We start from the raw sequence: 26175 nt of genomic DNA on the forward strand, positions 1-26175 counted from the left end.
ATGTCTGAGATTATAGTTCCAGAGTTAGCAGAATCAATTACGGAAGGTACAATTGCTGAGTGGTTGAAAAATCCTGGCGATTCAGTAGATAAAGGTGAAGCAGTTGTTGAATTAGAAACTGACAAAGTAAACGTTGAGGTCGTTTCTGAAGAAGCAGGTGTGATTCAAGAATTATTAGCAGAACCAGGAGACACAGTTGAAGTCGGACAAGCAATTGCAACAGTTGGGGAAGGCAGCGGCAGTCCAGCTCAATCATCATCTGATGATAAAAAAGAAGACACTTCTGCTAAAGAAGAATCTTCTAAATCAGAAGAAAAATCAGCACCGTCATCTTCAGAATCTTCTTCTAAAGATGAAAGTAATGCTGGCAATGACCAACGTGTGAACGCAACACCATCTGCACGTAAATATGCACGTGAAAAAGGCATCGATTTAAGTGAAGTTGAAGCTAAAAACTCAGATGTTGTACGTAAAAACGATGTAGACCGCTCTCAACAAGGTGGTCAATCATCTCAAAGCAGCCAATCTTCTAAATCAGAAGCACCTGCTAAAAAACAAAACCAAGAACCGACTAAACCAGTTGTACGCGAAAAAATGTCTCGTCGTAAGCAAACAGCTGCTAAAAAACTATTAGAAGTATCTAATAACACTGCAATGCTGACTACATTCAACGAAGTAGACATGACAAACGTTATGGAATTACGTAAACGTAAGAAAGAACAATTCATCAAAGATCATGACGGTACTAAATTAGGATTCATGTCATTCTTCACTAAAGCTGCTGTAGCGGCATTGAAAAAATACCCAGCAGTTAATGCTGAAATTGATGGCGACGACATGATTACTAAACAATTCTATGATATCGGTATTGCTGTATCTACTGATAACGGTTTAATCGTTCCATTCGTACGTGACTGTGATAAGAAAAACTTTGCTGAAATTGAAAGTTCAATCGCAGACTTAGCTGTTAAAGCACGTGATAACAAATTATCACTTGGCGATTTAATGAATGGTTCATTCACTATTACAAATGGCGGTATCTTCGGTTCAATGATGTCAACTCCAATCATTAACGGAAGCCAAGCTGCTATCTTAGGAATGCACTCAATTATTACACGTCCAATTGCAATTGATAAAGATACGATTGAAAACCGTCCAATGATGTATCTAGCATTAAGCTATGATCACAGAATTATCGATGGTAAAGAAGCTGTAGGATTCTTGAAAACAATCAAAGAGCTTATTGAAAGCCCAGAAGATTTACTTTTAGAATCTTAATCTTAAATTTAATAAGTAGGCGCAACATAAAGAGGGGAAGCTTGGACATAATTTTGTCCAAGCCTCCTCTATTTTTTATAAAAAGACTAAAAAAACAGCAACTTATTAGAAAGCTGCTGTTTCAATCCTATCAATTACATCACATTGTAAACGATTAATTCAATAATCGCTAAGATTATAAAAACGATACATAACATACCATAATGTGATTTTTTCAATCTCGCATTTTCTTTAATTGTGCCTGTAAAAAATATAATTCCAGAGTAGGCTGCAATTAAAACTGTAATCGCAAAGAGTATCATAAAGTTCATCATTTTTACTCATCTCCTTTACAATTAGAGCAACACTCTATCGCTGTCTTTAAGGTATACACTATTATTATACCTTTAATTCAAAGGTTTTATTCAAAACAACATCTCATCATACAAAAGTTTAATCAAATAAGTTATAATGATTAGGAAAACATATAAGAAGGTGTGGGATAATATGGCAGGTTTGCGAAGTGTTACAGTCGGTACACAGAATTTATCAGAATCAATCAACTTATTTCATAATATTTTAGGGTTGAATTATGAAGAACAAAGTTCTAAGAATGCAGTCCGCTTTGGTGATGCTGATTTGAGTCCAGGCACACGTATACATTTTATTGAAGTGCCAAATTATTCAGCTGACGCTAACCAAGTATTGAGTATTGGATTAAGAACACCGACTGATTCAGGACTAAAAGAATATCAAGAAATTTTAGATGATAAAGATATTAAATATGGTGATGTGATTGAAATGAACAACCACAAGCACTTTGAGTTTAAAGATGACAATGGTCAATTTATTGATATTTATTCAAACGAACAAAATAGCGGTGTCCCTCTTGGAATGCCTGTTGAAAATAGCACTGTTAATCCGCTTCACCAAATTCAAGGTTTAGGACCTGTCATTGTGCAAGTCAATGAGTTGTTATTGACGACTTCAATTTTATCTCAAGTCTTTGGTTTGGAACATTTTGCAGAGTATACACCAACCGAAGATGCTGATTTCAAAGTTCAAGTCTTTCGTTTAGGAGAAGGCGGGTTAGGTGGAGAATTGCATATTTTTGAAGCAGAAGAGCCTATTTCACTGCCTGAATATGGTGCAGTAGATCAAATTGAAATCAGTATTGATTCTAAAGCGCAATATCGCAATGCATTGCAACAATTAGAATCAATCGGCATACCTTATCAAACACTGAAACAAGATAATTCAGAATCACTCAGAATTACTGAGACAAGCGGATTATCTTTTATTTTCACTTATGAAGATGCATAGCACAAACTCAATATAGAAAGGAATGTTATTATAATGTTGCATGAAACATGGAAAGATAAAGAACCGATTAAAAAAGTAGAAGTGGTGCATACTGACGCTCAAAAATTTACCGTTTCAGATATGCTTACAATCGGCAAACAATATGACGTCATTAATGAAACAGAAGAATATTATCAAATTATTGATAACTCTGGTAAAGTTGGCGGCTATTATAAAGATTATTTCAAAGAAGTATAATGTCTCTTACTAAATTCATATATTATTCAAAGGCTAGGGCATTTCTGAATGTCCCGGTCTCTTTTTTAGCATTTATAAAGGAGTAGAGAAGATGGAACAACACCAATACATTAACTCAGACCAGACTGTATTCGGCGATGCATATGCCATGATGCGCTTAAACAAAAATATTTTACTTAAAGGACCAACAGGTTCAGGGAAAACAAAGTTAGCTGAGACTTTAAGTAATGAAATAAATATTCCCATGCACCAAGTCAACTGTTCTGTAGATTTAGATGCAGAAAGCTTACTTGGATTTAAAACCATTCAAACTAGTTCAGAAGGCAACCAAGAAATTGTATTTATCGATGGACCAGTGATTCAAGCAATGAAAGAAGGACACATCTTATATATCGATGAAATTAACATGGCTAAGCCTGAAACACTGCCCATTTTAAATGGTGTATTAGATTATCGTCGCAGCTTAACGAATCCATTTACAGGAGAAGTCATTAAGGCTAAGCCCGGATTCAATGTGATTGCTGCGATTAACGAAGGTTATGTGGGTACATTGCCGATGAATGAAGCTTTAAAAAACCGCTTTGTAGTCATTCAAGTTGATTATATCGATGGTGAAATATTAAAACGTGTCATAAAAGAACAAAGTCGTTTAGAAGATGACTTACTCATTAAAAAAATTGTAGATTTTAATGAGGATTTACGTACTATGTCGAAACAAGGTCAGATTTCAGAAGAAGCTGCAAGTATTCGTGCACTTATTGATTTAAGTGATTTGGCTACTGTTATGCCGATTGAGCGTGCTGTAAGAAGAGCGATTATAGATAAGTTAGAAGACGAACGTGAACAACAAGCAATTATTAATGCTATCGAATTAAATTTTTAGTGAGGGATAGTTATGAGCAATCGATTTATCAAATTTAATGATGAAATCTTAGATGCTAAAAAAGTAATGATGTTGCAAGACTTGGCACGCTTACTTCTAAAAAATAATCAAACACATGTGAAAATACAAAAATTCCCTTATTATGATCCGATTAATAACGAATTGATTGCAAGTGTTTTTTGGACGCATCGGCCAAGCCAAATTGAGATAACAGGGTTAAAAACTGATGTGCTGCTTGCGACATATGGCTATCAGCTTATGGATGAATATATTGTGAATGAAGTCTTAGATAATACGGAATTTAAACATTCTAGTTTTTATCAACAAGTATTTAAATTATTAGAAGATATGCGCGTACTGAATGCCATCACTCGGATTCGTCCAAGTATGAAAGCAGCGATTGATATGCGCAAACGTATACGTTTAAACTATACTGAATCTCAGATTAATGTATATCGTACAAAAACAATGTATACAGATTTAATTTTTCTTTACCTGGAAAAATCTCTGTTAACTGAGGACTTTTACGATGTTCCATCCATACGTGTTGATTTAGATCCTATTATTCAAAGTATGTATCTTTATCTACCAAACTTCTTTATGAATTATACTTCTGAAGATAACAAATATTTAGCAGAACGCATTTGTTATCAATTAGATAATTTGCTTGATGAAGATATGTTGAATGAGTATTATCATATCCCACGCAAAGTTTATAAAGAATTAAAAGAGCAGACCTTTGAAGAGCTGAAACGTAAAGATGCTAGTAATGTAGATGGAAAAGATGAGTCATCTAAAGAGGATGACATTGAAACTGCAGAAGCTGAAACCAAAGCTGAAGATTCGAAATCTCAAGGTGGCGCTTATTTGGAAATGGAACTGCATGAGGGTGAAAACAGTGAAGCAGTGAGCGATAATGATACAGCACGAGAAGGCGATGCTTCAGATGACATGACCGACATGATGACTAAGAAAGGTAAAGGCTCTAATGATACGATTGATAATCAAGAAGGAGGGCAAACTGGTGGCTCGCAACCCTTCACTTTACGTGGTATCAATGAAAATGTAGAAATCAAATGGAATGTTCCTGAAATATTACCTGAATACATTCCAGAATATCATGAAGTTCATAAAGAAGTTCAATTTGAAATTAAAGACTTAACTCAAATTATTCAAAAGACGATTGATAGGGAACAAATAGATGAGCGTCATAACTTGACTAAAGGGCGATTACAGAAAGATTTAATTAATTGGTTTATTGATGATCAGTATAAAATGTTCTATAAAAAACAAGATTTAAGTCGTTCATTTGACGCGACCTTCACTTTATTAGTAGATGCCTCTGCAAGTATGTTTGATAAAATGGAGGAGACAATTAAAGGCGTCGTCTTATTTCATGAAACTTTGAAAGCATTAAATGTAAAACATGAAATCTTGGCCTTTAATGAAGATGCATTTGAAGCTGATGATGAGACACAACCTAATATCATTGATGAAATTATCAATTATGATTACTCCACAATTTCAAAAGACAGTGCCAGAATCATGGCCTTATCGCCGCAAGATGATAATCGTGACGGCGTAGCGATTAGGATAGCAAGTGAAAGACTGATACAGCGTGCGCATCATCAACGGTTCTTAATTATTTTCTCTGATGGTGAACCTTCTGCTTATAATTATGATCAAGATGGTATTATTGATACTTACGAAGCTGTAGAAGAAGCAAGAAAATACGGACTAGAAGTCTTTAATGTGTTCTTAAGTCAAGATGCAATTACTGAGGATATTGAAACAACAATCCATAACATTTATGGCCAGTTCGCGTTATTTGTAGAAGGCGTTGAAAATCTTCCGAGCCAACTATCTCCGCTTCTAAAAAAACTATTGCTCAAATCTGTATAAATGATATAATAATATATCATAATATAATTCTAAACGCAGATATGTATGATTTTAGAATAAGTCTTTAATCATTTCATTATCTGTGTTTTAAATTTTTTAATTGTTAGATAAGCATATAGTGATAGTATTACTTTCATTGAATTTACAGGGTTGAAATGTATCAACTATTACTTTTTAAATTTTCAGAAATTTTATATAGCTTTCTGAATATCTGTATGCTAAAATAAAACAATATTTAAGATTTATTGTAATAGAAGGAGCACATCAAAAATGAATAAAAACACATGGATCATCGGGTTTACCTTATTCGCTATCTTCTTTGGTGCCGGAAACCTTATTTTCCCGCCAAATTTAGGGCTTGATAGCGGGCATTATTTCTGGCCAGCCATTCTTGCTTTTGTCTTAACGGGCATTGGCTTACCTTTATTAGGCGTAGTAGTAGGGGCTTTGGACAAAGAAGGTTATATCGGATCTTTCAATAAAGTTTCACCAGTATTTTCAGTTATTTTCTTAATTGCGATCTACTTAACAATCGGGCCGTTATTTGCGATTCCGCGTACTGCATCAACTTCATATGAAATGACAGTTACGCCAATTACACATAGTCATGGTCCACTTGGTCTATTTATTTTCTCAGTGATTTATTTTGCAATCGTATTATACTTATGCTTAAGTCCTGGTAAAATGGTCGACCGAATCGGATCTTTATTAACACCTTTATTATTAATTACTATTGTAGCAATGATTATTAAAGGATTTATTGACTTCGGCGGTAACCCATCAAGTTCAAGCGCAGAAGCATATACTTCTAATCTTGCTGGTTTCAGCCAAGGATTCACAAGTGGTTATCTGACAATGGATGCTATAGCAGCAATTGCATTCTCTATGATTGTGGTAAATGCAGTGAAAGCGACTGGCATTACAAATGCCGATAAAATATTTAAACAAACAGCGATGGCAGGTGTTATCGCAGCAGCAGGCTTGATGTTTATCTATATTTCTCTCGGATATATTGGTAATCACATGGTCGTCTCAGCAGCAAAATTGAAAGAATTAACAGATGCGGACCAAAACGTCGGTACTTATTTGTTAACAACAATTGCCAGCACAGGATATGGTGAATTTGGTAAGTATTTATTAGGAATTATTGTAGCACTTGCATGTTTAACAACAGCTTGCGGACTTGTAGTAGCTGTAAGCCAATATTTCCACAGTATTATTCCTAAAATTCCATATAAAGTTTACGTAGTTGCATTCACATTGATTAGTTTAATCCTTGCAAATATGGGACTCAACCAAGTCATAACATTATCAGTGCCTGTATTGAGTATCTTATATCCAATCGGTATTACAACAGTACTATTGATTTTAATGGCGCGTTTCGTACCAATGAAACCGATTGTACAACAATTTACAATCTGCGTCGTGACTATCGTTTCTATCATCAGTGTAGCTGTAGCTAACCAATGGATTCACTTTGATGCTTGGAAACATTTACCATTAGTAGAAAGTAGCTTAGAGTGGTTCCCAATCGCTGTAGTAGCAGTTATTATCGGCTACTTAATCAGCTTAGGTTTCAAAAACCAAAAACCTATTGTTTATGAAAAAGATTAATTAAAATTTAGAGAGTGGATCATTATTTTGACTCAACTCTATCACTATAAAAATAGCTGTGAAAGAATCTATTATTACAGATTGCTTCACAGCTATTTTTTATATTTCTATACATCCATATCTACGTATAACAACTTCACTTTATTTTTTAAAAGTTGTATCTCTGCTGGCGTGTCGAACGTTATTTCACCATCAATGTCTAATTTGGTAGGTGGGCTTGTTTCTAATTTCATTCTATCTGTCGTGATTAATCGAATATTTTCGGTAATATCATTCCAACTCAAGCTATCTTTAACTTGAAAGAAATCTTTAATCAAGCTCATGTTATGATTTTTAAAGACAAAAACATTCATTTTACCGTCACATGGAGATAAATCCTCTAATGGAATTCTGCTGCCTCCTACAAAATTGCCGTTTGCGATTAAAATCATTGATGTTTCTCCCGTATATTCTTCACCATCTGCTTCTATAGAATAGTGATAAACTTCAGGGTTTGCAATTACTTTTAAGGTTGTAAAGATATAACTGAATTTACCTAAAAATTTCTTTTTATTAGAATCTACATTCTCAGAGTTTTGAACCATCATACCGATGCCTGCAAAATTTAAAGCGTAAGTATCGTTTACTTTTAACACATCAAAGGCTTTGATTTTGGCATCTAATAGTTCTTGGGCAGCTGCTGGAGGTCTTGGAGAAAGATTCAGTGATTTGGTGAAATCATTAAATGTTCCTCCAGGTATAATCCCAATAGGCACTTCTAAGTTGTTGCCTGCAACACCGTTTATAAGTTCATTAACAGTTCCATCTCCACCTAATAAAAAGAAAACATCGTATTCAACGTCATCTTTACTCTGCGCTAATTCATCGCAAAACTTTTTAATATCTCCTTCTTCTTTACTTAATTTGAGTGTAAGCTCATCACACATTTGTGTAAGATGTTCTGTCACTTGTCCTAAAGATTTATATAAATTACCTTGACCGGCTGCTTCGTGGTAAAATAAAATCCCTTTATAAAAATGTTGGGTCATGATATCGATCTCCTTTGTCTCGCTTCCTGTTATACATACCCACAGAAGACATATGCAAACTGTGCATCTTAAATCATTAGCTAATGAATATATTTTACCACTATATTAAATGGGTAAAAAATACGATTATCCTTAGTACAATACCGGATAATCGTAATTTAAGTTATTGAATTCTATTATCTTTCATTGTTAACAAACGTTCTTTCATATCTGATTCTAAATGCTGTAATTCTTGTTCTGCTTGTTGTCGTTTTTCACGACCTTCTGCCTGAATTTGCAAAGTCTGTTCAACGGTCTCGATAATATTTTCATGCGTCGATTTCAACGTTTCAATATCCACAATACCACGTTCATTTTCTACTGCCGTATCTACTGCATTTTGTTTTAATAGCTCTGAGTTAGCAGTCAACAAATCATTTGTAGTATCAGTTACAGCACGTTGCGCTGACATTGCTTGTCTTTGTCTCATTAGCGTCAATGCGATAGCCATTTGATTTTTCCATAAAGGAATACTAGTAAGAATAGAACTTTGAATTTTTTCAGCTAAAGTTTGATTGACGTTTTGAATCATACGTATTTGCGGCGCAGTTTGTAAGGAAATTTGACGAGATAATTGCAAGTCGTAAATTCTTTTATCTAATCTGTCAGCAAACTGTTCTAAATCAGCTACTTCTTGAATATCCATTTGATTTCCAGATTCATAAGCTTTCTGACGTTTTTCTGGTAATTCTTTTTCTAAAATAGTTTGTTTCTTTTCTTGCGCAGCAGCAATATATAAATTTAATTGATCAAAGTAATCTTTATTTTGATCGTATAACGTATTCAAGAGTTGAATATCACGGTTCAGCGAATTTTTATGGTTTGTCAATTCAACTGAAATACGGTCTACCTGCGAGCCCACAGATTGCATTCTTGAAAAAAGCTCATTAGCTGAAGCTTTAGCACGTTTAAAAATACGTTTGATAAATGAATCTTTACCTTCTTTAAAATCATCTGGCTGTACTTCTTTTAATTTAAGCATTAATTGATTTAAAGTATCTCCGATAGGGCCGGTATCTTTAGATTTAACTTCACTCAACATCTTGTGAGAGAATTGAGACATACTAGATTGCGCATTAGCTCCAAATTTCATTAAAGAATCATAATTCATCGGTTCAATTTGATTTGCTAAGTCGTGAATCTGTTTACGCTGTTCCGGCGTAAATTCTTTGTCCGCTTCCATCAAAGTTTTATCAGTACTGATGTCACTTTCTAACTGGGGTTGAGTAGGCATTTCATTTTCATTCGGCATCCTTGATTCTCCCTTCACCATTATTTACGTTTCTGCTCTATTCTATTCATTTCCATTTCAACATCTAGACGATTATAGTCATCTTCATTCAATCTTTTTAAATCTGCAACTAACGTACGCTTTACTTCATCTAGCGTAATCCGTGTTTGTTCTAGTTTTTGTTTTTCTTCTTTTGTTTTCCCAGGCATTCTAGACAATCTCGTATAACTTTCAATTAAATTCAAGGCATTATCTAAATGAGAATAAAAAAAGCTATCTACAATAAAGAACTTTTGAGGTTGCTGTTTCACTGTAAAGTAAATAGTGCGCGCTAAGCGATGAATTTCATTCACTTGTTTAAAGTCTTTGATTGAACGAACATTTACAAAGGCTCTTAATAATTTACGAATCTTTGCTTGTGCATTGCTTAATTGATGACGCACAAAGCGAAAATCTCTGCGCGTCAAACCGATTTCTTTTAAATATTGTTTAGATGTTAATAATTGAGTCGGTACATATAGTAAGAAGAATGTCGCTATTCCAATACCGAAATCATATATAAACGCAATATCGAATGCATATAAACTTGTGACCCAAGCGACGATTGCAGCCGGAACTCCAATAAGCGTTCCATAAATTCGAGAAATATAATATCTCAATTTACATCTTCCTTTTTAAATAGTTCTGAATCTCGTTAAAGATGGATCTGTATCTTGTTGTTCTATATTATAATCAGTTACATTTGAAGCAGGGGAAGCACCATCTATGACAGCTTGTGTAAATTGTTTCAAGTCATTCTCTTCACCTTGTGCATAAATTTCCACATGTTGTTCGACGTTTTGTACTGTACCTGTAATATTATATTTTTGTGCCAGACGTTCCGTAAAATATCTGAAACCTACACCTTGAACTTGTCCGAACACTTCAATTTTTCTGCGTTGCATAAGATCACCTCTTTGTTATATTATACGAATTTTCAGGGCAAAATCCTAATATTTGCTACACTTTGATTCTTTCTGTATCCAGTTCACATTGCTTGAAAATATTTTCTCGAAAGTTAAAATTAAATAGAAAAGTTTTTTGACTGGAAGGGGTAATTGTCATGTGGACTGTTAATAAAATCAGAGCTGATTATGAGGGTTGGTGGTTGTTTGATGATTGGAAAGATTTAATTACTGAACAATATCAATTCACTTCATATGATGAGATGATTGAAAAATATAAACAATTAATTTGCTGGTCCAAATTAAAGTATGATAATTTCGTAAAAGGGAAGTATAATATTTACGCTTTTTATAATAATTGCGATATGAAATTTTGTATAGATTGTGATGAAGATATGCAAATATTTTATAGCTTTATCGTTTTATATAATGAAGAAGTATATTACGACCTTCCAATTATTGACTAATTATTTTTTACTATTTGTATTGCATTGGTAAGGCGAATAGACTATAATTGGTTTTAAGCAATGGTCTTATTCCATATTGCAAAGAATATTTAGCTCAAACATATATAGAAACATACTGATAGCATTGCTTTTGCATTTTCGGCAAGGGTGGTATCGTACGATTTATAATTTGTTGAGTCAATGGCAGTTATTAATCCACCTGCAGCTTTATACATAATACAGTTGAGAAGTGATTTTTAACAAAGATATTTCTGAAGGATCCTAGCGATAACCAGAATCATAGATTTTTAAGTATTTTTTGTAATATGCGAATAACGCATATTGAATTTTAGTCTTGGAGGTTTCACAAATTATGAAACAAGGTACAGTTAAATGGTTCAACGCTGAAAAAGGATTCGGTTTTATCGAAGTTGAAGGAGAAAACGACGTATTCGTACACTTCTCAGCAATTAACCAAGAAGGTTACAAATCATTAGAAGAAGGTCAAGCAGTAGAATTTGAAGTAGTTGAAGGCGACCGCGGTCCTCAAGCTGCAAACGTTGTTAAACTATAATTAATAGATTACTTTTATTGATTTTCATTTAAAACACTTTACGTTAAGTAAAGTGTTTTTTTCTTTTTAATTTACAGAGTAGGGCCACATGTAAGGTGTATATGAGATGAGGGCGAGCCTTAACACTGTGGCCCCGATATATTAAATCTAACTTCAAGCAGAAAAGGGACTGATTCATAAAAATAATGTCCCAGTCCAATATTCCCAACCAACTATAAAAAATAGCTACAAAGAAATCCATCATCACAGATTTCTTCATAGCTAATCTTAGTATATTTATTCTGTATCATTAATAATTAATTGGCGTAATGATTGTCTTTTAATAACTTCGCGTGCTTTGCCATTTTGAATAAAGAAAACAGATGGTTTCTGCATTTGATTATAGTTTGAAGCCATTGAGTAATGATAAGCACCTGTTGATAAGATAGCAAGATAATCACCGCGGTGTACAGATTCTGGTAGTTTAACATCACGTGCAATAATATCGCCGGATTCGCATAATTTACCAGAGATAGTTACTGTATCATTTGCAGGTTCTTCGCGATTGACTAATAATGCTTCATATTGAGCGCCGTATAAAGCTGTACGAATATGATCACTCATCCCACCGTCAATAGAAACATATTTGTTAATGCCAGGTATCTCTTTAATTGTTCCAACTTCATAAAGAGTTACACCCGCTTCTCCCACAATGGAACGTCCCGGCTCGATACCGATAGTCGGAAGAGGGTAATCATTATTTTTAGAAATATCTTTCAAAGCATCTGTAATATCTTTAATTCCTGTTTCAATAGGGAAGCTGACATCCCCTTCAACATAGTGAATACCAAAACCTCCGCCGATATTTAATAATTCTACTTCCAAGTTCAATTCTTTCAACCACTTAATTACAATTTCAGCAGTTTTTATCATTGCATCTGCGCCTTCAATTTGTGAACCGATATGGAAATGAATGCCTTTCAAATGCAGACGTTTGCTTGATTTGATTTTGTGAATTGCTTTGTCCGCAAGACCGTGTTTAATAGAAAGACCAAACTTACTGTCCTCTTGACCTGTTTGAATAAATTCATGCGTGTGTGCTTCTACGCCAGGATTAACACGTAATACTACGTCCACAGTTTCTGAAGCATATTTATCAATCAATTCGATTTCTTCTAACGAATCAATCACAAAATAACCGATTTTATTTTCTAAAGCATACTGAATCTCATGTTTTGTTTTATTGTTGCCATGAAAATGAATATGAGAGGCATCGTAACCAGCTTCTAAAGCTGTATAAAGCTCGCCCTCTGAAACAACATCTAAATCTAATCCTTCTTCTTGTACCAATTTCACCATTTGGATACAAGTAAAGGCTTTAGATGCGTAAGAAATATTATAATTAATACCGCTTTTATCGAATGCTTCTTTATAGCGACGCATTTGATTACGGATTTGATCTTCATCATAAACAATAGTAGGCGTACCAAAACTTTGCGCAATCATTTTTAAACTTGTACCGCCCATAGTCAATTCGCCATTTTTATACTCTACAACCATTTTATCTGATCTCCTTTATTAAAGAATCATGGTTTAGCGCACTTAGTTGCTCTGAATTCGCGCCGACCCCTTTAAACGTATATTCATCGATACGCATATCTTCATTATATAGTATGACCTCATCTTCTGCAGTAACAGAATCATCGACAGCTACAAACATATGACTCATCATTAAAGCTTTAATCGGATGACGCTTGCCGTTAATAATCGCTTCGTGTTGTGCTCTTGTACGTAATACACCATCTCCGTATCCGATATCTACTACCGCAAGTTTGGTATGGTCTTTTTCTACTTCATAAGCAAAACTGTAGCCGCAATATTCACCTTTATTGACATCTCTCACTTGAATAACATTACCTTTTACGGTTAAGGATTGATGAATTTGGCTTTCAGATAAACTGCTATAAGGACGAGAACCATATAGCGCAATACCGACACGTCCATGCGTATGATGAGGCAATAACTCTTGACCTTCACGATAAAAGGCTGCACTATTTTGAGCATGAATCATTTCAAATTCGTATCCATCTTCTAATAAAGTATTCACAATGTTCAACCAGGCTTCCTTTTCAATTTCATATTCGGGGACATCAAATTCGTCAGCATAGCCAAAGTGCGTCCACAATCCTGAAATAATCATTTTCTTGTGACTATTATTATTTGCATGATCTTGCAGTACTTCTTCAATTTCTTCAAGATTTCGCAGACCCGAACGATGCAACAGATTTTCGAACTCTAAATGTACATGTATCCCTGCTAAATCTTCTTTATATTGATAATAGTAATTGAGAGAGGGGAGTGTCATATGAATTTCATTATTACGTACAGTTTCAAAGTCATAGACCGCATTCATTAAGAAGATGGTCGCTTCAGGCGCTATTTCTCTAATACGCACCGCTTCTTTCAATGAAGTCGTACTGAAGGTATCAATTCCAGCTTCTTGAAAGGCTTCAACAGAGAAATCTAATCCATAGTTATAGGCATTATTCTTAACTACTGCCATCAAATTTTGTTGAGACTTAACTTGCTGAGCATTTTCTATAAATTTCTTTTTATCTACTGACCAAATTGCTGTCATGATTTATCCTCCTGACCATACTGGAACAATAAATTTTCGTAATAATCCGCAACCCGTATTAGTTGGCTTTCATCAAAATTAAGCTTTGGCGTGTGCAGACCATGCACCCAATCTTTCTCTTCATTGCGGATTCCCACAAAGACAAAATAACTTGGAGCGAGTTGACTGTAGAAACTGAAGTCCTCACCAAATAAATAAGGTTTATCTAATTCTACAACTTTAAAATCTGCTTGATGCAAAGCATTGACCACTTCATCATGAAGATTCGGATCATTATAAGTAGGGGGATAACCTTCTTCAAACTTCACTTCGCAATTAACCCCAAATAATAACTGCACGCTCTGTGCAATCTTAGTCATTTGGTCTTTGACTATTTGTAAATCCTCAGTATCATAGGTACGAATCGTGCCTTCCAGGTATCCATGACTCGGCACAGTGTTAATGGCTTCCCCAGCTTCAAAGCGTCCTACATGCACGATATTACGTTGCAAACCATTTAAATGATACTGTTGGATTGTACTCACTTGATTTAAAATGTGTTGCAGACCTTCGCCGCAAGAATGGCCTTGTTCTTTGTTAGCCACATGACTTGATTGTCCTTCTAAAAAGAAACGATATTCAGTAGCGCTTGCTGTAATTTCTTCATTTAATAGCGTAACGGTACCTTCATCATTAAAAGGCATGACATGAATTCCGAATACTGCTTCAATAGAATAATTTTCAAATGCGCCTGCTTTAATCAGATGATTCGCACCTCCGCCTGTTTCTTCGGCTGGTTGAAAAATAAAGACAACATTTTGAGGCAGTTTGCCGCGATCTGCTAAAGCTTTACAACGTTTAACAAACAATAATAGGGCAGTAGTATGGCCGTCATGACCGCAAGCATGCATTACATTAGGTTTGCTGCTCTTAAATTTAATATCATTTTGTTCCTGAATAGGTAATGCGTCAATATCAGCTCTGAAAGCAACTGTATGAGAGCCGTTGCCAGCTAAATATGCAATAACTCCAGTTTCGAGAGGACGTTCATAAGGAATCTCTAATTCATCTAAAAGTTCAATGATATGTTTGGTAGTTTCATACTCTTGAAAACTTAATTCAGGATGTTGATGTAAATGGCGTCGATGTTGAGTTACAAATTCTAATTCACTTTGTGTCATAATATCCTTCCTTTTTATACTGAGATATGTATAAAAGGCGTATGTGCTGCTCTAATCAACGCACACGATACGCCTTTCAAATCCATTCTAAATTGATTGTTGCTCGACTATTAATCGTTCAGCTTACGTAATGCTGAAACAATTTCACGTTTTGAATCTTCTACTTCTGAAGTTTGTTTAATGACTTTTGCCGGAGTACCAGCTACTACTGCGCCTGCAGGTACATCTTGAGTGACGATAGCACCCGCTGCAACAATCGCTCCTTCGCCGACTCTTACACCTTCAAGAATAACAGCGTTTGCACCAATTAAGACATTATCTTCAATAACAACTGGTGACGCGCTTGGCGGTTCAATCACACCAGCTAATACTGCGCCTGCTCCTACATGCACATTTTTACCTGTAGTTGCACGGCCGCCTAATGTAGCGTTCATATCAATCATTGTGCCTTCACCGACAACTGCGCCGATATTAATAGTAGCACCCATCATCACTACTGCACCGTCTTCAATGACAGCATGTTCTCTGATGAAAGCACCTGGTTCGATTCTTGCATTTGTATTACGTAAATCTTTTAATGGAATAGCAGAATTACGGCGATCCATTTCGATTTCTACTTCTTCGATATAATTTTTATTTTCATTATAGAAAGTGTCCCAATCTGAAGCTTCACAGAAAATTACTTTGGAATTTTCACTTCCGAACACTTTGAAATTCTCAGGGAAGCTGATTTGTCCTAACACACCATTCACATATACTTTAAGTGGTGTTGATTTCTTTGCATCACTAATATATTGAATAATTTCCTCTGCTGAAAAGTCTTTAACCATTTAACTTTCATCTCCTCTGTTTTAATTATTGATATTATCAAAGTTATAATACCCATTAGGCTTTTTAACCAATCGTTCAGCTGCTTTTAAAGCGCCATTGGCAAAAATATCTTTTGACTGCGCACGATGTGTCAATTCGATTGTTTCATCCACACCTGCGAATAACACATCATGTTCACCAACAATAGTACCGCCTCGGATAGCGCTGATACCGATATCATCTGGTTGGCGTTTTTCATTTTTCTCATGACGGTCATATACAGGATTAACATTTTCTTTCAAGTCTTTGATGACATCGTATAATTTAACAAGTGTACCGCTTGGCGCATCTACTTTTTTATTATGATGCGCTTCAATGAGTTCAATGTCATAACCTTCGAGTAAGGGAACTGCAACTTCCAATAATTTAGTCAACACGTGAATGCCGTAGCTCATATTAGCACTGAAGAATACTGGCATACGCTGGCTAAGTTCCTCTAACTTTTCAGTGATTTTTTCTTTTTCCCCAGTAGTAGCAACTACAAGCGGTAACTCAAAGTCTTCCTCAAGCAGAGGTAATAATAATTCTGGGTTTGAGAAATCAATTGCGACATCCGCTTCTTTTGCATCTGAAATATGGTCAAAAGAAGGGTAGGGATAGTCATTATCTTTATCAGGCACAATAATACCAGTAATCTCGTGACCTTCTTCTTCAGCGAGGCGTGCTACTCTTTGGTTCATTGCTCCATATCCGATTAACAAAATCTTCATTATAGTTCACCTGCTTTATATTTAGCGTATGCTTCTTCTAATTGTTTGCGATCCGCTTCTTCTAAAGTTACTAAAGGCAAACGTACTTCATAGTTGCCGAATCCTTCAACTGCTGTTAATGCTTTAATAGGAATAGGATTGACATCTACTGATAAAGCATTCAATAATCTGCTGATAGGCTCAAAGTCTTTATCAATCGACTCGCCACGTTTGGCTTTTTCATATAACGCTTGGAAATCTCCTGGAATAGCGTTAGCTACAACAGAAATGACACCGTTGCCTCCTTCAGCAAAGTAACGTACTACATTATCGTCATTACCGCTGTATAGAGAGAACTCTGATAAATCCAAACGTTCTTTCAATTTATTGTGATAGTCGAAGTCGTTGGTTGCATCTTTAATAGCTACGATAAATGGATTTTTAGCTAATTCGACCATTGTCTCTACATCAATTGTCATATTAGTACGTGATGGTACATTATAGAGGACTACAGGTAAACCGACAGCATCAGCAATCGTTGTAAAGTGTGCAATCAAACCACGTTGACTTGTTTTATTATAATAAGGCGTGATAAGCATAATCGCGTCAGCACCGATTTCTTTTGCACGTAATGATGCTTCTAATGATTTTTTAGTCGCGTTTGTGCCTGTTCCAGCAATTACAGTGATACGACCATCGACTTGTTTGACTACAGCTTTTAAAACTTCATCTTTTTCTTCATCAGATAAAGTAGGGTTTTCTGCTGTCGTACCATTCACAATAATCGATTGAATATTATTGTCTATTAAATAATCCACATGTCTTTTAAGTGCTTCGTAATCAACTTCATTATTCGTAAATGGGGTAGTTAAAGCGACACCTACGCCTTCAAATAAACGACTCATAATTAAGAAACTCCTTTCAATGTTAAAACTTGTTCTAGAATTTGAACAGTATTCAATGCTGCGCCTTTTAATAGATTGTCTGAAGTTACCCAAATATGGAAAGTATTTTCTAAGGAATCATCTTTACGGATACGTCCGACAAAGACTTCATCTTTACCAGTAGAATTGATGGCTAATGGATATTCATTATTTTCAGGATTATCTACCAGTACCACACGGTCATCATTTGCAAATAAATCTTGAATTTCTTTAACAGTAGCAGGTTTATCAAGCGTAACGTCCATTTCAACACTATGGCTGTCTTGTACTGGAACACGTACACAAGTTGCTGTTACTTTTAAATCAGGCAAGTTTAAAATTTTACGCGTTTCATCAATCATTTTTTGTTCTTCTTTTGTATAACCATTTTCTAAGAAGACATCGATATGCGGAAGAACATTATTGGAGATTGGGTGAGGATAAGCTTTAGGCGCTTCTCCTTTTTCTCCATTTAATAAATCTTCGCGACCTGCAACCCCTGAACCTGAAACTGCTTGATATGTTGTATAGGCCACACGTTTCAATCCGAATTGATCTTCTAATGGTTTTAATGGAACTACAGATTGTATTGTTGAACAGTTCGGATTCGCAATGATACCGCGTGTAAATTTCGGTTCATTAACTTCAGGTACAACTAAGTCAATGTCCTCGTGCATTCTCCATTGACTAGAGTTATCAATTACAATTGCCCCTGCTTCTTCAAAAATAGGAGAGAAGTGTGCACTTGTACCTCCGCCCGCACTCATTAAGACATAGTCGAAATGTTCGCTGGCTGCTTCATCTGTTAATTCTTGCACAGTATAAGTTTTACCTTGAAACTCAATTTCAGTACCCGCTGATTTAGGTGATGAAAATAATACGAGTTCATCAAATGGAACATTTTTACGATCTACTGTCTCTAGCATTTTTCTTCCTACTAAACCTGTTGCACCTACAATTGCCAATTTTGTCATATTTTTTCACTCCATTTTATTATTTAAGACGGAAGAGAAATCCTTCCTCATGTTGTTCTAAGTTGCTGTGTAACGGATAACTTTATATATCAAACGCTTGATATAACTCTTCTACAGCACGTTCACCGTTTTTAGCATCAATCACGTAAGAAATGCTGATTTCTGATGTCGTGGTCTGATAAAAAGGAATACCTGCGTTAATGAGACTGATAAATGCTTTAGAAGCTACGCCTGACATATCTCTCATACCAGAACCGATTAAAGAAATTTTGACGTATTCATCATTTAAATTATAATCTAAAGCTTTGTAACTTTCTGATAATTTTTCTAAAATCCCTTTAATTTGGGTAAGATCAGTATCTTTAATTGAAAAAGAAAGCTGTAAGCCGTCTAGATTAACGATTTGAGAAATCATATCTACATTAACTTGTCCTTCTTCTAATTCAGTAAATAATGCTGTCAGTAATTGATTATCAGAAAGGGGATAGCTGATAGTTACATGCATCATGTGTGTATCTAACGCTACTCCTGTAACTGCTTTCTTCTCTAAAATTTCTGTTTGTGACATAATCCATGTTCCTTTCACGTTTGATAATGTTCTGCCTAAATATAATGGGATATTATAATTATTTGCTAACTCGACACTGCGCGTTTCCAATACACCTGCACCTAGTGCACTCATTTCCATCATCTCTTCATAAGAGACTATACTTAAGCGCTTTGCATCTTTATATACTCTAGGATCGGTGGCATAAACGCCGTCGACATCTGTATAGATTTCACAAGGTGTCTGGTTAGCTGCTGCAAGTGCAACTGCAGTAGTATCTGAACCGCCGCGACCTAATGTCGTCAGTTCAAATTCCTCATTGATTCCTTGGAAACCAGCTACTACTAAAACATCATTGGTTTCAAAGGCTTTGTCGAAAGTTTCTGGATTAATTTCAGCAATTCTACTTTTCAAATGATGTCCTACTGTTTTAATGCCGGCTTGATAACCTGTCATTGCTTTCGCATTCACTCCGATATCATTTAATATCATCGACAGGTAGGAGACCGTTTGCTGCTCGCCCGTTGTAAGCAAAAGGGCAAGTTCTTGCTGTTTAGGTTCAGCTGTCAAAGCAGCAACATTTTCCATGAGTTGATCAGTGGTTTTCCCCATTGCACTGACAACTACAATTAATTGTTCGTCATTTTCTATTCTATCTTTCAGCATTTCAGCAATATTTTTAATTTTCGTAAAATCACTGACCGACGAACCGCCGAACTTTAAAACACTTCTCTTCATTTTTAATATCCTCCTCGATAATAGGGGAGAATCACATATATAAAAAAGCAAGTCCGGAATGCGAACTTGCTCGTAGATTTATATACAAGTGATGCACTCCATTATTTGGTAATAATGACAGACTGTTAGCTCTTAACCTGAAAGTCCAGCGATTATAACTTGCCTTTATAATCACTTCGGCATCTCACCCTTTCTTTGCCGACTGTAAGCAGACAGTTAGTACAACAAATACTCTTGATTGATGCGCCTCATCAAAATATTTATTTAATTAGTATGACTCACATTATACATAGTTCAAATTGAGAAGTAAACCAAAAAAATAAGATTTTTAAAAATTTACTGAAAAAAACCTCTATTCTGAAATCCATTTACTCAATTAGTGTAATTTCTATAATAGTACGGCGTTATCCAATTTGCATTCATCATTACCTTGCTAGAAACATTATAACCTAAAATGCTTAATTAAAACATAGAAAAAAGCTTGAAACAAGCGCATTTTCTATTCAGATAGCTACTGCCAATACAGAAATTACGGACTGAGGCAGATTAATGCCCCAGTCCGTAATATAATAGTATATATTTAGCTTAAAACGCCTGTTTCTTTGAGATATTCTTCATAACTGATTTCTTTAGATACAGCACCTTGAGGATTTAAATCAATAACACGATTAGCAATAGTGTTAATAAATTCAAAGTCATGAGAAGTGAAAATGATAGAACCTTTAAATGATTTCAATCCATCATTCACTGCTGTAATACTTTCTAAATCTAAGTGGTTAGTAGGTTCATCCATTAAAAGTACATTAGCGCTTGATAACATCATCTTACTTAACATACAACGTACTTTTTCGCCACCAGATAAGACACTGGCTTTTTTCTTAACTTCTTCGCCGCTGAATAACATACGGCCTAAGAAACCACGCAAGAATGTTTCAGTTTGTTCATCTTCAGGTGCGTATTGGCGTAACCAATCTACTAAGGTCATGTCTACACCATCAAAGTATTCTGAATTGTCTTTAGGGAAGTAGGTTTGTGAAGTTGTAACGCCCCATTTGACGCTACCTTCATCTGGTTCCATTTCACCCGCTAAGATTTTCAATAAAGTAGTTTTAGCAATTTCACTGTCGCCGACTAATACCGCTTTATCATTTGGATCCATTGTAAATGAAATGTTATCTAATACTTTTTCACCATCGATTGTTTTAGAAAGATTTTCTACGAATAATAAGTCATTACCGATTTCACGTTCTGGCGTAAATTTAACAAATGGATATCTGCGTGAAGAAGGTTGAATATCATCTAATTCAATTTTTTCTAATTGTTTTTTACGGCTTGTTGCTTGTTTGGATTTAGAAGCATTCGCAGAAAAGCGTGCCACGAAATCTTGCAACTCTTTAATTTTTTCTTCTTTTTTCTTATTTTGTTCTTGAGCCATTTTTTGAGCTAATTGACTTGATTGATACCAGAAATCGTAATTTCCTACGTAAACTTGTATTTTACCAAAGTCTAAATCTGCGATATGTGTGCAGACATTATTTAAGAAGTGTCGGTCATGAGAAACTACAATCACGGTATTTTCAAAATTGATTAAAAAATCTTCTAACCAATTGATGGCAGGAATATCTAAACCGTTCGTAGGCTCATCGAGTAATAGTACATCAGGATCGCCGAATAGGCTTTGTGCTAACAACACTTTGATTTTTTGATTATTTTCAAGTTCAGACATTTTTTTATCTTGCAATTCTGCAGGAATACCTAAACCAGAAAGTAGGGTAGCAGCGTCCGCTTCAGCGTTCCACCCGTTCATTTCAGCAAATTCACCTTCAAGTTCTGCTGCACGAATTCCATCTTCATCGCTGAAGTCCGGCTTCATATAAATTTTGTCTTTCTCTTTCATGACTTCAAATAAACGCTCATGACCTTTTATTACTACATCTAGCACTCGCTCATCTTCATAAGCAAAGTGATCTTGTTTTAATATTGCTAAGCGTTCATTTTTCCCCATAGAAACATGACCAGTTTGTGAATCTAACTCGCCTGATAATATTTTTAAAAATGTAGATTTGCCGGCACCATTAGCACCAATTAATCCATAGCAATTGCCTTCTGTAAATTTGATATTTACGTCTTCAAATAATTTGCGATCGCCAAATCGCAAACTCACATCCGTAACTTGTAACATGAATTTCCTCCATAAATTGATATTTCTAACGCATGAATTATACCATAGATAAGCGATTCTTTCGACGGGATAAGTTTTTTGACGTGTTTCTTCATTAAAAAGAGTTGTTTTGAATGAAACTGTAAATTCAATACTCGAACGTGTTATAATGTTTCTAATACTGAAAGACAAAGGAGTAAATATGGCTTTAAGAGAAAATGATATTATTGGATCAATTGAATTCTTGAAAGTATTAGGGTTAAATGGTTCAACTTACGAATTAGAAGGTCCTAATGGCGAAAAAGTAAAATTAAACCAATCAGAAGTCAATGAAGATGATGATTTAGAAGTGGGAGAGGAATATAGTTTCTTCATTTATCCAAACCGCTCAGGCGAATTATTTGCGACTCAAAATATGCCTGATATTACAACAAGCAAATATGATTACGTAAAAGTATTGAAAACTGATAGAGACGGCGCAAAAGTCGATGCCGGTTTACCAAGAGAAGTATTGATTCCTTGGGAAGATCTTCCGAAGATAAAATCACTCTGGCCTCAAAATGGTGATTATGTCTTAGCCACTTTACGTATTGATAGTGAAAAACAAATGTTTGCGCGTTTAGCCACTGAAACAATTGTCAGCCAAATGTATACTCCAGTAAACAATGATGAACTGCAAAATAAGATGATAGAAGCAAGACCTTACCGTGTATTGAAAGTAGGAAGCTTCTTATTATCTAAAGACGGCTATAAAATTTTTGTCCATGAGAGTGAACGTAAATCTGAACCAAGATTAGGGGAACTCGTTGAAATCCGCGTAATTGGTCATAATGAAAAAGGGGAATTGAATGGTTCCTTCTTACCATTTGCACATGAACGTTTAGACGAAGATGGACAAGTCGTGTTTGATTTACTTGTAGAATATGACGGTGAACTTCCATTTTGGGATAAATCCAGTCCAGAAGCTATTAAAGAAGTCTTTAATATGAGTAAAGGGGCATTCAAGCGTGCTATCGGACATCTCTACAAAAGAAAAATCATCGATATTGAAACTGGAAAAATACGTTTAACTAAAAAAGGAGAAGCACTCGCTACTTCTGAAAATGAATAACTGTTAAAGAGCTGGGACCAAATGTACTGCACCCCTAAAGTTGAACCTGAAAAATTCAACTTTAGGGGTGTTTATTTATGAATAAAAAATATAATTTAGAATTCAAGCTTCAATTGATAAAAGAATATAAAACAGGTCCTCTAGGCTATGAATTATTATCAAAAAAATATAATATTCATGATTCTTATATTAGGACTTGGATTTATCAGTATGATACCTTCGGTATAAAAGGATTGACTGCCGGTATGAAAAAAAGAAAATATTCCCAAGAAGAGAAAGTTGAAATACTAGAATATAGATTAAAACATCAATTATCATACAAAGAGACTGCCAAAAAATTTAATATTGTCAATCCGAATATTATTGCGCAATGGCAGAAGAAACTTAATGAATATGGTATTCTTGGCTTAAAGCCAAAACCGAAAGGTCGTGTACCTAAAACGATGAAAAAGAAGAATACCGAAACCAATAACCAACCGTTAAATGAAACTGAAAGAGAAGAGTTGGAGAGATTACGTCATGAAAATAAATTGCTTGAAATCCAAATTGAACTTGAAAAAAAGTTACAATCCTTAGCTCGCAAAAATCAAACAAGGAAATAGTTTCAGCTATTATTGAGTTGAGGAAAGAAAAGGATTATCAGCTGAATCACGTTTTAGAAGTCGCTAATATCGCTAAAAGTGTCTATCATTATTGGAAGTATAATTTAGGTATGAAAGAAGAGAAAGATGCTCCGTTGATTAAATTGATTAAACAAATCATTGAAAAGCATAATAACCGAGTAGGTTATCGCAGAATTACCCTGGAACTTAAGGAAATGGGTCATAAAATTAATCATAAAAAGGTCTTGAGACTAACAAAGGAAAATAATCTTTTATGTACAAAGTTCAGTCATAAAAGCAGAAGCTACAAGTCTTATAAAGGCAATACTGGAGAAATCACTAAAAATATACTGAATCGCAGATTCATGTCTGATAGACCTTACCAAAAATTATTAACAGATATTACTCAATTCAATATCATGAACACTAATACTAAACTCTATTTATCACCTGTTTTAGATGTGTTTTCAAAAGAAATTATTGCTTATTCTATTAGCAAAAATCCAACTTTGGATTTAGCGATGTCATCTTTAGACGAAGCTATTTTAAATATTCCGCAATTAAATTATCGAACTACAGTTCATTCTGATCAGGGTTGGCATTATCAGCATAAACTTTGGGTGGAAACCCTTAAAAATCATCGTATTTTTCAAAGCATGTCTCGAAAAGGCAATTGTTATGATAATTCTCCCATGGAGAATTTCTTCGGATTATTAAAGCAAGAGATGTTTTATGGAGAAGAATTTAGCTCTTATGAAGAGTTGGAATTAGAAATACACAAATATATTGAATACTATAATAATGTAAGAAGAAAAATAAATTTAAAAGGCAAGACTCCTGTTGAATACAGAAATCTTGCCTTAAAAGAAATAGTCTAACCAAAAGTTCAACTTTTGGGGTTCACTACAAAATAGTGTCTCCGCTCTTTTTTTTCGGGATAACAACATGATTTTAATTAAGATTATAGTAACCTCCAACCTTTCTCAATTGTAATACAACTGTAAAAAATAGCTTAAAATTAAGTATTATCCCAGATAAATCCCCAAAATTCTCTCTACACGAAAACTTTTTAAAAATTTTTTCAGCAAATTATCTATTAAAAATGCATTGAGCAATTATGAACTTAATATTAACGCAGTATTAAAGCGTTGATACTACAAGGGTTCCAGACGTTATATTAACTTTGTAAAGATTGTAAATTTAAGAAGGTGTTTCATTCACGATTAATTTACAATTCCTCTATTTTGAATTAACAATACGCATGTAATATATGAGTTGAAAGTAATTACATACAGCTTGAGCAAACAAAAATTCACAACGCTCAAATGTTTATTTTTAGGAGGATTTCTTACAATGAAAAAGTGGCAAGTATTAGGAACTACAGTAATTGGTGCTTCATTATTATTAGGTGCATGTGGCAACGGCGGTAACGGCGGCGGAGACAGCAAGGAAAGTGACGCTAAAGGAGAAGTAAAAGGTGACGGTTCTTCAACTGTAGGACCAATTGTCGAAGTTTTAAATGAGAAATTTAATAAAAAATATCCAAACATTACTGTATCATCTGCAACATCAGGTACTGGCGGCGGATTTGAAAAATTCATTGCTGGTGAAACGGACTTCTCAAATGCTTCACGTCCTATCAAACCTGAAGAGAAAAAGAAATTGGATGATAAAAATGTTAAATTCAGCGACTTCAAGATCGCTCAAGACGGTGTAACAATCGCAGTTAACAAAGACAACGATTTCGTTAAAGAATTAACAATCGATGATTTGAAAAAAATCTACTCTGGACAAGCTAAAACTTGGAAAGATGTAAACCCTAAATACCCAGCTAAAGAAATTAAAGCATTCTCACCTGACCAATCACATGGTACTTACGACTTCTTTAGTGAAGAAGTAATGGACAAAGGCGATATCAAAGCTGAGAAAAACGCTGATACAAACGTAATCGTTCAATCAGTTAAAAACAATAAAGAAGGTATTGGTTACTTCGGTTATAACTTCTATGAACAAAATAAAGATAAATTGAAAGAAGTTAAAATCAAAGGTAAGGACGGTAAAGCAATTGAACCAACTAAGAAAACAATCCAAGATTCTTCATACGCTTTAAGTCGTCCATTATATATCTACACTAACGATAAGAAATTGAAAGACAACAAAGCATTTGGCACATTCATGAAGTTCGTACTTGAAGATAAAGGTAAATCAGCTGAAAAAGCTGGATACGTTGCACTTCCTAAAAAAGACTATGATGACCAACTTAAAAAGTTAAAAGACTTAACTAAATAATCACAGCATCACTCAA

General features: G+C 34.8%; 26 protein-coding genes and 1 riboswitch. Of the genes, 12 read left to right on the forward strand and 14 right to left on the reverse strand.

Annotated elements, in window-relative coordinates; all coding sequences use genetic code 11:
* Window positions 1-1278 carry a dihydrolipoyllysine-residue succinyltransferase gene (gene sucB / locus CKV71_RS07350; RefSeq protein WP_095105325.1) on the forward strand — a complete coding sequence of 426 codons (1278 nt, stop codon included), beginning with the start codon at window positions 1-3 and terminating at the stop codon, window positions 1276-1278.
* 134 nt (window positions 1279-1412) lie between these two features.
* On the opposite strand, the gene CKV71_RS07355 is transcribed toward sucB, so the two are convergent.
* Window positions 1413-1592: a Mid2-like cell wall stress sensor domain protein gene (locus CKV71_RS07355; RefSeq protein WP_095105327.1), complete on the reverse strand. Its 180-nt coding sequence runs from the start codon at window positions 1590-1592 to the stop codon at window positions 1413-1415.
* Window positions 1593-1764: 172 nt separating this feature from the next.
* Between CKV71_RS07355 and CKV71_RS07360 the strand changes: the two genes are divergently transcribed.
* The 5 genes from CKV71_RS07360 to brnQ3 all read left to right on the forward strand — a co-directional run bounded on the left by CKV71_RS07360 (window position 1765) and on the right by brnQ3 (window position 7216).
* Window positions 1765-2580 (forward strand): VOC family protein, encoded by an 816-nt coding sequence (locus CKV71_RS07360; protein WP_095105329.1) that lies wholly within the window; start codon window positions 1765-1767, stop codon window positions 2578-2580.
* 33 nt (window positions 2581-2613) lie between these two features.
* Entirely contained in the window at window positions 2614-2817 is a 204-nt protein-coding gene (locus CKV71_RS07365) for a DUF6501 family protein (protein ID WP_095105331.1), read from the forward strand.
* A 91-nt stretch (window positions 2818-2908) separates the two neighbouring features.
* Window positions 2909-3700, forward strand: a complete 792-nt coding sequence (locus tag CKV71_RS07370; protein WP_095105333.1) for an AAA family ATPase — start codon at window positions 2909-2911, stop codon at window positions 3698-3700.
* Between the two features lie 12 nt (window positions 3701-3712).
* Complete coding sequence (locus CKV71_RS07375) at window positions 3713-5602, forward strand: vWA domain-containing protein (protein WP_095105335.1); 1890 nt, start codon at window positions 3713-3715, stop codon at window positions 5600-5602.
* Between the two features lie 270 nt (window positions 5603-5872).
* Window positions 5873-7216, forward strand: coding sequence for a branched-chain amino acid-like transporter carrier protein BrnQ3 (gene brnQ3, locus CKV71_RS07380; protein ID WP_095105337.1), 1344 nt, complete (start codon window positions 5873-5875; stop codon window positions 7214-7216).
* A 107-nt stretch (window positions 7217-7323) separates the two neighbouring features.
* On the opposite strand, the gene CKV71_RS07385 is transcribed toward brnQ3, so the two are convergent.
* The 4 genes from CKV71_RS07385 to CKV71_RS07400 form a co-directional block, all read right to left on the reverse strand.
* Window positions 7324-8244, reverse strand: a complete 921-nt coding sequence (locus CKV71_RS07385; RefSeq protein ID WP_095105339.1) for a diacylglycerol/lipid kinase family protein — start codon at window positions 8242-8244, stop codon at window positions 7324-7326.
* 163 nt (window positions 8245-8407) lie between these two features.
* A complete protein-coding gene (locus tag CKV71_RS07390; protein WP_095105341.1) occupies window positions 8408-9535 on the reverse strand; it encodes a toxic anion resistance protein in 1128 nt (375 codons plus the stop codon).
* A 20-nt stretch (window positions 9536-9555) separates the two neighbouring features.
* Window positions 9556-10173, reverse strand: a complete 618-nt coding sequence (locus tag CKV71_RS07395; RefSeq protein WP_095105343.1) for a 5-bromo-4-chloroindolyl phosphate hydrolysis family protein — start codon at window positions 10171-10173, stop codon at window positions 9556-9558.
* 15 nt (window positions 10174-10188) lie between these two features.
* A complete protein-coding gene (locus CKV71_RS07400; RefSeq protein ID WP_095105345.1) occupies window positions 10189-10458 on the reverse strand; it encodes an acylphosphatase in 270 nt (89 codons plus the stop codon).
* Between the two features lie 158 nt (window positions 10459-10616).
* Here CKV71_RS07400 and msaA point away from each other — a divergent pair, with 158 nt between their 5' ends.
* On the forward strand, window positions 10617-10925 hold the full coding sequence (gene msaA, locus CKV71_RS07405; protein ID WP_095105347.1) for a regulatory protein MsaA: 309 nt from the start codon (window positions 10617-10619) through the stop codon (window positions 10923-10925).
* Between the two features lie 352 nt (window positions 10926-11277).
* Window positions 11278-11478 (forward strand): cold shock protein CspA, encoded by a 201-nt coding sequence (gene cspA / locus CKV71_RS07410; protein ID WP_015900294.1) that lies wholly within the window; start codon window positions 11278-11280, stop codon window positions 11476-11478.
* 276 nt (window positions 11479-11754) lie between these two features.
* On the opposite strand, the gene lysA is transcribed toward cspA, so the two are convergent.
* The 9 genes from lysA to CKV71_RS07455 form a co-directional block, all read right to left on the reverse strand.
* Entirely contained in the window at window positions 11755-13017 is a 1263-nt protein-coding gene (lysA, locus tag CKV71_RS07415) for a diaminopimelate decarboxylase (RefSeq protein ID WP_095105349.1), read from the reverse strand.
* A gap of 1 nt (window position 13018) precedes the next feature.
* A complete protein-coding gene (locus CKV71_RS07420; RefSeq protein ID WP_095105351.1) occupies window positions 13019-14095 on the reverse strand; it encodes an alanine racemase in 1077 nt (358 codons plus the stop codon).
* Entirely contained in the window at window positions 14092-15255 is a 1164-nt protein-coding gene (locus CKV71_RS07425) for a M20 metallopeptidase family protein (protein ID WP_095105352.1), read from the reverse strand. The genes CKV71_RS07420 and CKV71_RS07425 overlap by 4 nt, the downstream gene beginning before the upstream one ends.
* A 110-nt stretch (window positions 15256-15365) precedes the next feature.
* Window positions 15366-16085, reverse strand: a complete 720-nt coding sequence (gene dapD, locus CKV71_RS07430; protein WP_095105353.1) for a 2,3,4,5-tetrahydropyridine-2,6-dicarboxylate N-acetyltransferase — start codon at window positions 16083-16085, stop codon at window positions 15366-15368.
* Between the two features lie 21 nt (window positions 16086-16106).
* Window positions 16107-16835, reverse strand: a complete 729-nt coding sequence (dapB, locus tag CKV71_RS07435; RefSeq protein WP_095105355.1) for a 4-hydroxy-tetrahydrodipicolinate reductase — start codon at window positions 16833-16835, stop codon at window positions 16107-16109.
* Entirely contained in the window at window positions 16835-17719 is an 885-nt protein-coding gene (dapA, locus tag CKV71_RS07440) for a 4-hydroxy-tetrahydrodipicolinate synthase (protein ID WP_095105356.1), read from the reverse strand. The genes dapB and dapA overlap by 1 nt, the downstream gene beginning before the upstream one ends.
* 2 nt (window positions 17720-17721) lie before the next feature.
* The gene (locus CKV71_RS07445) at window positions 17722-18711 is read right to left on the reverse strand and encodes an aspartate-semialdehyde dehydrogenase (RefSeq protein ID WP_095105358.1); all 990 of its coding nucleotides are present in this window, start codon (window positions 18709-18711) and stop codon (window positions 17722-17724) included.
* An 82-nt stretch (window positions 18712-18793) separates the two neighbouring features.
* Window positions 18794-19996: an aspartate kinase gene (locus tag CKV71_RS07450; protein ID WP_095105359.1), complete on the reverse strand. Its 1203-nt coding sequence runs from the start codon at window positions 19994-19996 to the stop codon at window positions 18794-18796.
* A gap of 83 nt (window positions 19997-20079) precedes the next feature.
* Window positions 20080-20256, reverse strand: a riboswitch (Lysine riboswitch).
* Between the two features lie 320 nt (window positions 20257-20576).
* Window positions 20577-22178: an ABC-F family ATP-binding cassette domain-containing protein gene (locus tag CKV71_RS07455; protein WP_095105361.1), complete on the reverse strand. Its 1602-nt coding sequence runs from the start codon at window positions 22176-22178 to the stop codon at window positions 20577-20579.
* Between the two features lie 181 nt (window positions 22179-22359).
* Between CKV71_RS07455 and CKV71_RS07460 the strand changes: the two genes are divergently transcribed.
* The 4 genes from CKV71_RS07460 to CKV71_RS07475 all read left to right on the forward strand — a co-directional run bounded on the left by CKV71_RS07460 (window position 22360) and on the right by CKV71_RS07475 (window position 26159).
* Window positions 22360-23268, forward strand: coding sequence for a CvfB family protein (locus CKV71_RS07460; RefSeq protein ID WP_095105363.1), 909 nt, complete (start codon window positions 22360-22362; stop codon window positions 23266-23268).
* A 77-nt stretch (window positions 23269-23345) separates the two neighbouring features.
* Entirely contained in the window at window positions 23346-23870 is a 525-nt protein-coding gene (locus tag CKV71_RS07465) for a helix-turn-helix domain-containing protein (RefSeq protein WP_095105365.1), read from the forward strand.
* A 17-nt stretch (window positions 23871-23887) separates the two neighbouring features.
* On the forward strand, window positions 23888-24748 hold the full coding sequence (locus CKV71_RS07470) for an IS3 family transposase (protein WP_095105367.1): 861 nt from the start codon (window positions 23888-23890) through the stop codon (window positions 24746-24748).
* 475 nt (window positions 24749-25223) lie between these two features.
* Window positions 25224-26159 (forward strand): PstS family phosphate ABC transporter substrate-binding protein, encoded by a 936-nt coding sequence (locus CKV71_RS07475; protein ID WP_095105369.1) that lies wholly within the window; start codon window positions 25224-25226, stop codon window positions 26157-26159.
* Window positions 26160-26175: the final 16 nt, after the last annotated feature.

This window comes from Staphylococcus piscifermentans, assembly GCF_900186985.1.
Taxonomy (GTDB): domain Bacteria; phylum Bacillota; class Bacilli; order Staphylococcales; family Staphylococcaceae; genus Staphylococcus; species Staphylococcus piscifermentans.

Excerpts from the sequence above, each read along its gene's own strand:
- CKV71_RS07370 (WP_095105333.1), top strand. The coding sequence starts at position 2,909 with ATGGAACAACACCAATACATTAACTCAGACCAGACTGTATTCGGCGAT.
- CKV71_RS07450 (WP_095105359.1), bottom strand. The coding sequence starts at position 19,996 with ATGAAGAGAAGTGTTTTAAAGTTCGGCGGTTCGTCGGTCAGTGATTTT.
- CKV71_RS07420 (WP_095105351.1), bottom strand. The coding sequence starts at position 14,095 with ATGACAGCAATTTGGTCAGTAGATAAAAAGAAATTTATAGAAAATGCT.
- CKV71_RS07355 (WP_095105327.1), bottom strand. The coding sequence starts at position 1,592 with ATGATGAACTTTATGATACTCTTTGCGATTACAGTTTTAATTGCAGCC.
- CKV71_RS07445 (WP_095105358.1), bottom strand. The coding sequence starts at position 18,711 with ATGACAAAATTGGCAATTGTAGGTGCAACAGGTTTAGTAGGAAGAAAA.
- lysA (WP_095105349.1), bottom strand. The coding sequence starts at position 13,017 with ATGGTTGTAGAGTATAAAAATGGCGAATTGACTATGGGCGGTACAAGT.
- CKV71_RS07385 (WP_095105339.1), bottom strand. The coding sequence starts at position 8,244 with ATGACCCAACATTTTTATAAAGGGATTTTATTTTACCACGAAGCAGCC.
- CKV71_RS07465 (WP_095105365.1), top strand. The coding sequence starts at position 23,346 with ATGAATAAAAAATATAATTTAGAATTCAAGCTTCAATTGATAAAAGAA.
- CKV71_RS07365 (WP_095105331.1), top strand. The coding sequence starts at position 2,614 with ATGTTGCATGAAACATGGAAAGATAAAGAACCGATTAAAAAAGTAGAA.
- dapA (WP_095105356.1), bottom strand. The coding sequence starts at position 17,719 with ATGAGTCGTTTATTTGAAGGCGTAGGTGTCGCTTTAACTACCCCATTT.
- msaA (WP_095105347.1), top strand. The coding sequence starts at position 10,617 with ATGTGGACTGTTAATAAAATCAGAGCTGATTATGAGGGTTGGTGGTTG.
- CKV71_RS07375 (WP_095105335.1), top strand. The coding sequence starts at position 3,713 with ATGAGCAATCGATTTATCAAATTTAATGATGAAATCTTAGATGCTAAA.
- CKV71_RS07360 (WP_095105329.1), top strand. The coding sequence starts at position 1,765 with ATGGCAGGTTTGCGAAGTGTTACAGTCGGTACACAGAATTTATCAGAA.
- CKV71_RS07390 (WP_095105341.1), bottom strand. The coding sequence starts at position 9,535 with ATGCCGAATGAAAATGAAATGCCTACTCAACCCCAGTTAGAAAGTGAC.
- CKV71_RS07455 (WP_095105361.1), bottom strand. The coding sequence starts at position 22,178 with ATGTTACAAGTTACGGATGTGAGTTTGCGATTTGGCGATCGCAAATTA.
- dapB (WP_095105355.1), bottom strand. The coding sequence starts at position 16,835 with ATGAAGATTTTGTTAATCGGATATGGAGCAATGAACCAAAGAGTAGCA.
- cspA (WP_015900294.1), top strand. The coding sequence starts at position 11,278 with ATGAAACAAGGTACAGTTAAATGGTTCAACGCTGAAAAAGGATTCGGT.
- CKV71_RS07400 (WP_095105345.1), bottom strand. The coding sequence starts at position 10,458 with ATGCAACGCAGAAAAATTGAAGTGTTCGGACAAGTTCAAGGTGTAGGT.
- sucB (WP_095105325.1), top strand. The coding sequence starts at position 1 with ATGTCTGAGATTATAGTTCCAGAGTTAGCAGAATCAATTACGGAAGGT.
- brnQ3 (WP_095105337.1), top strand. The coding sequence starts at position 5,873 with ATGAATAAAAACACATGGATCATCGGGTTTACCTTATTCGCTATCTTC.
- CKV71_RS07425 (WP_095105352.1), bottom strand. The coding sequence starts at position 15,255 with ATGACACAAAGTGAATTAGAATTTGTAACTCAACATCGACGCCATTTA.
- dapD (WP_095105353.1), bottom strand. The coding sequence starts at position 16,085 with ATGGTTAAAGACTTTTCAGCAGAGGAAATTATTCAATATATTAGTGAT.
- CKV71_RS07475 (WP_095105369.1), top strand. The coding sequence starts at position 25,224 with ATGAAAAAGTGGCAAGTATTAGGAACTACAGTAATTGGTGCTTCATTA.
- CKV71_RS07460 (WP_095105363.1), top strand. The coding sequence starts at position 22,360 with ATGGCTTTAAGAGAAAATGATATTATTGGATCAATTGAATTCTTGAAA.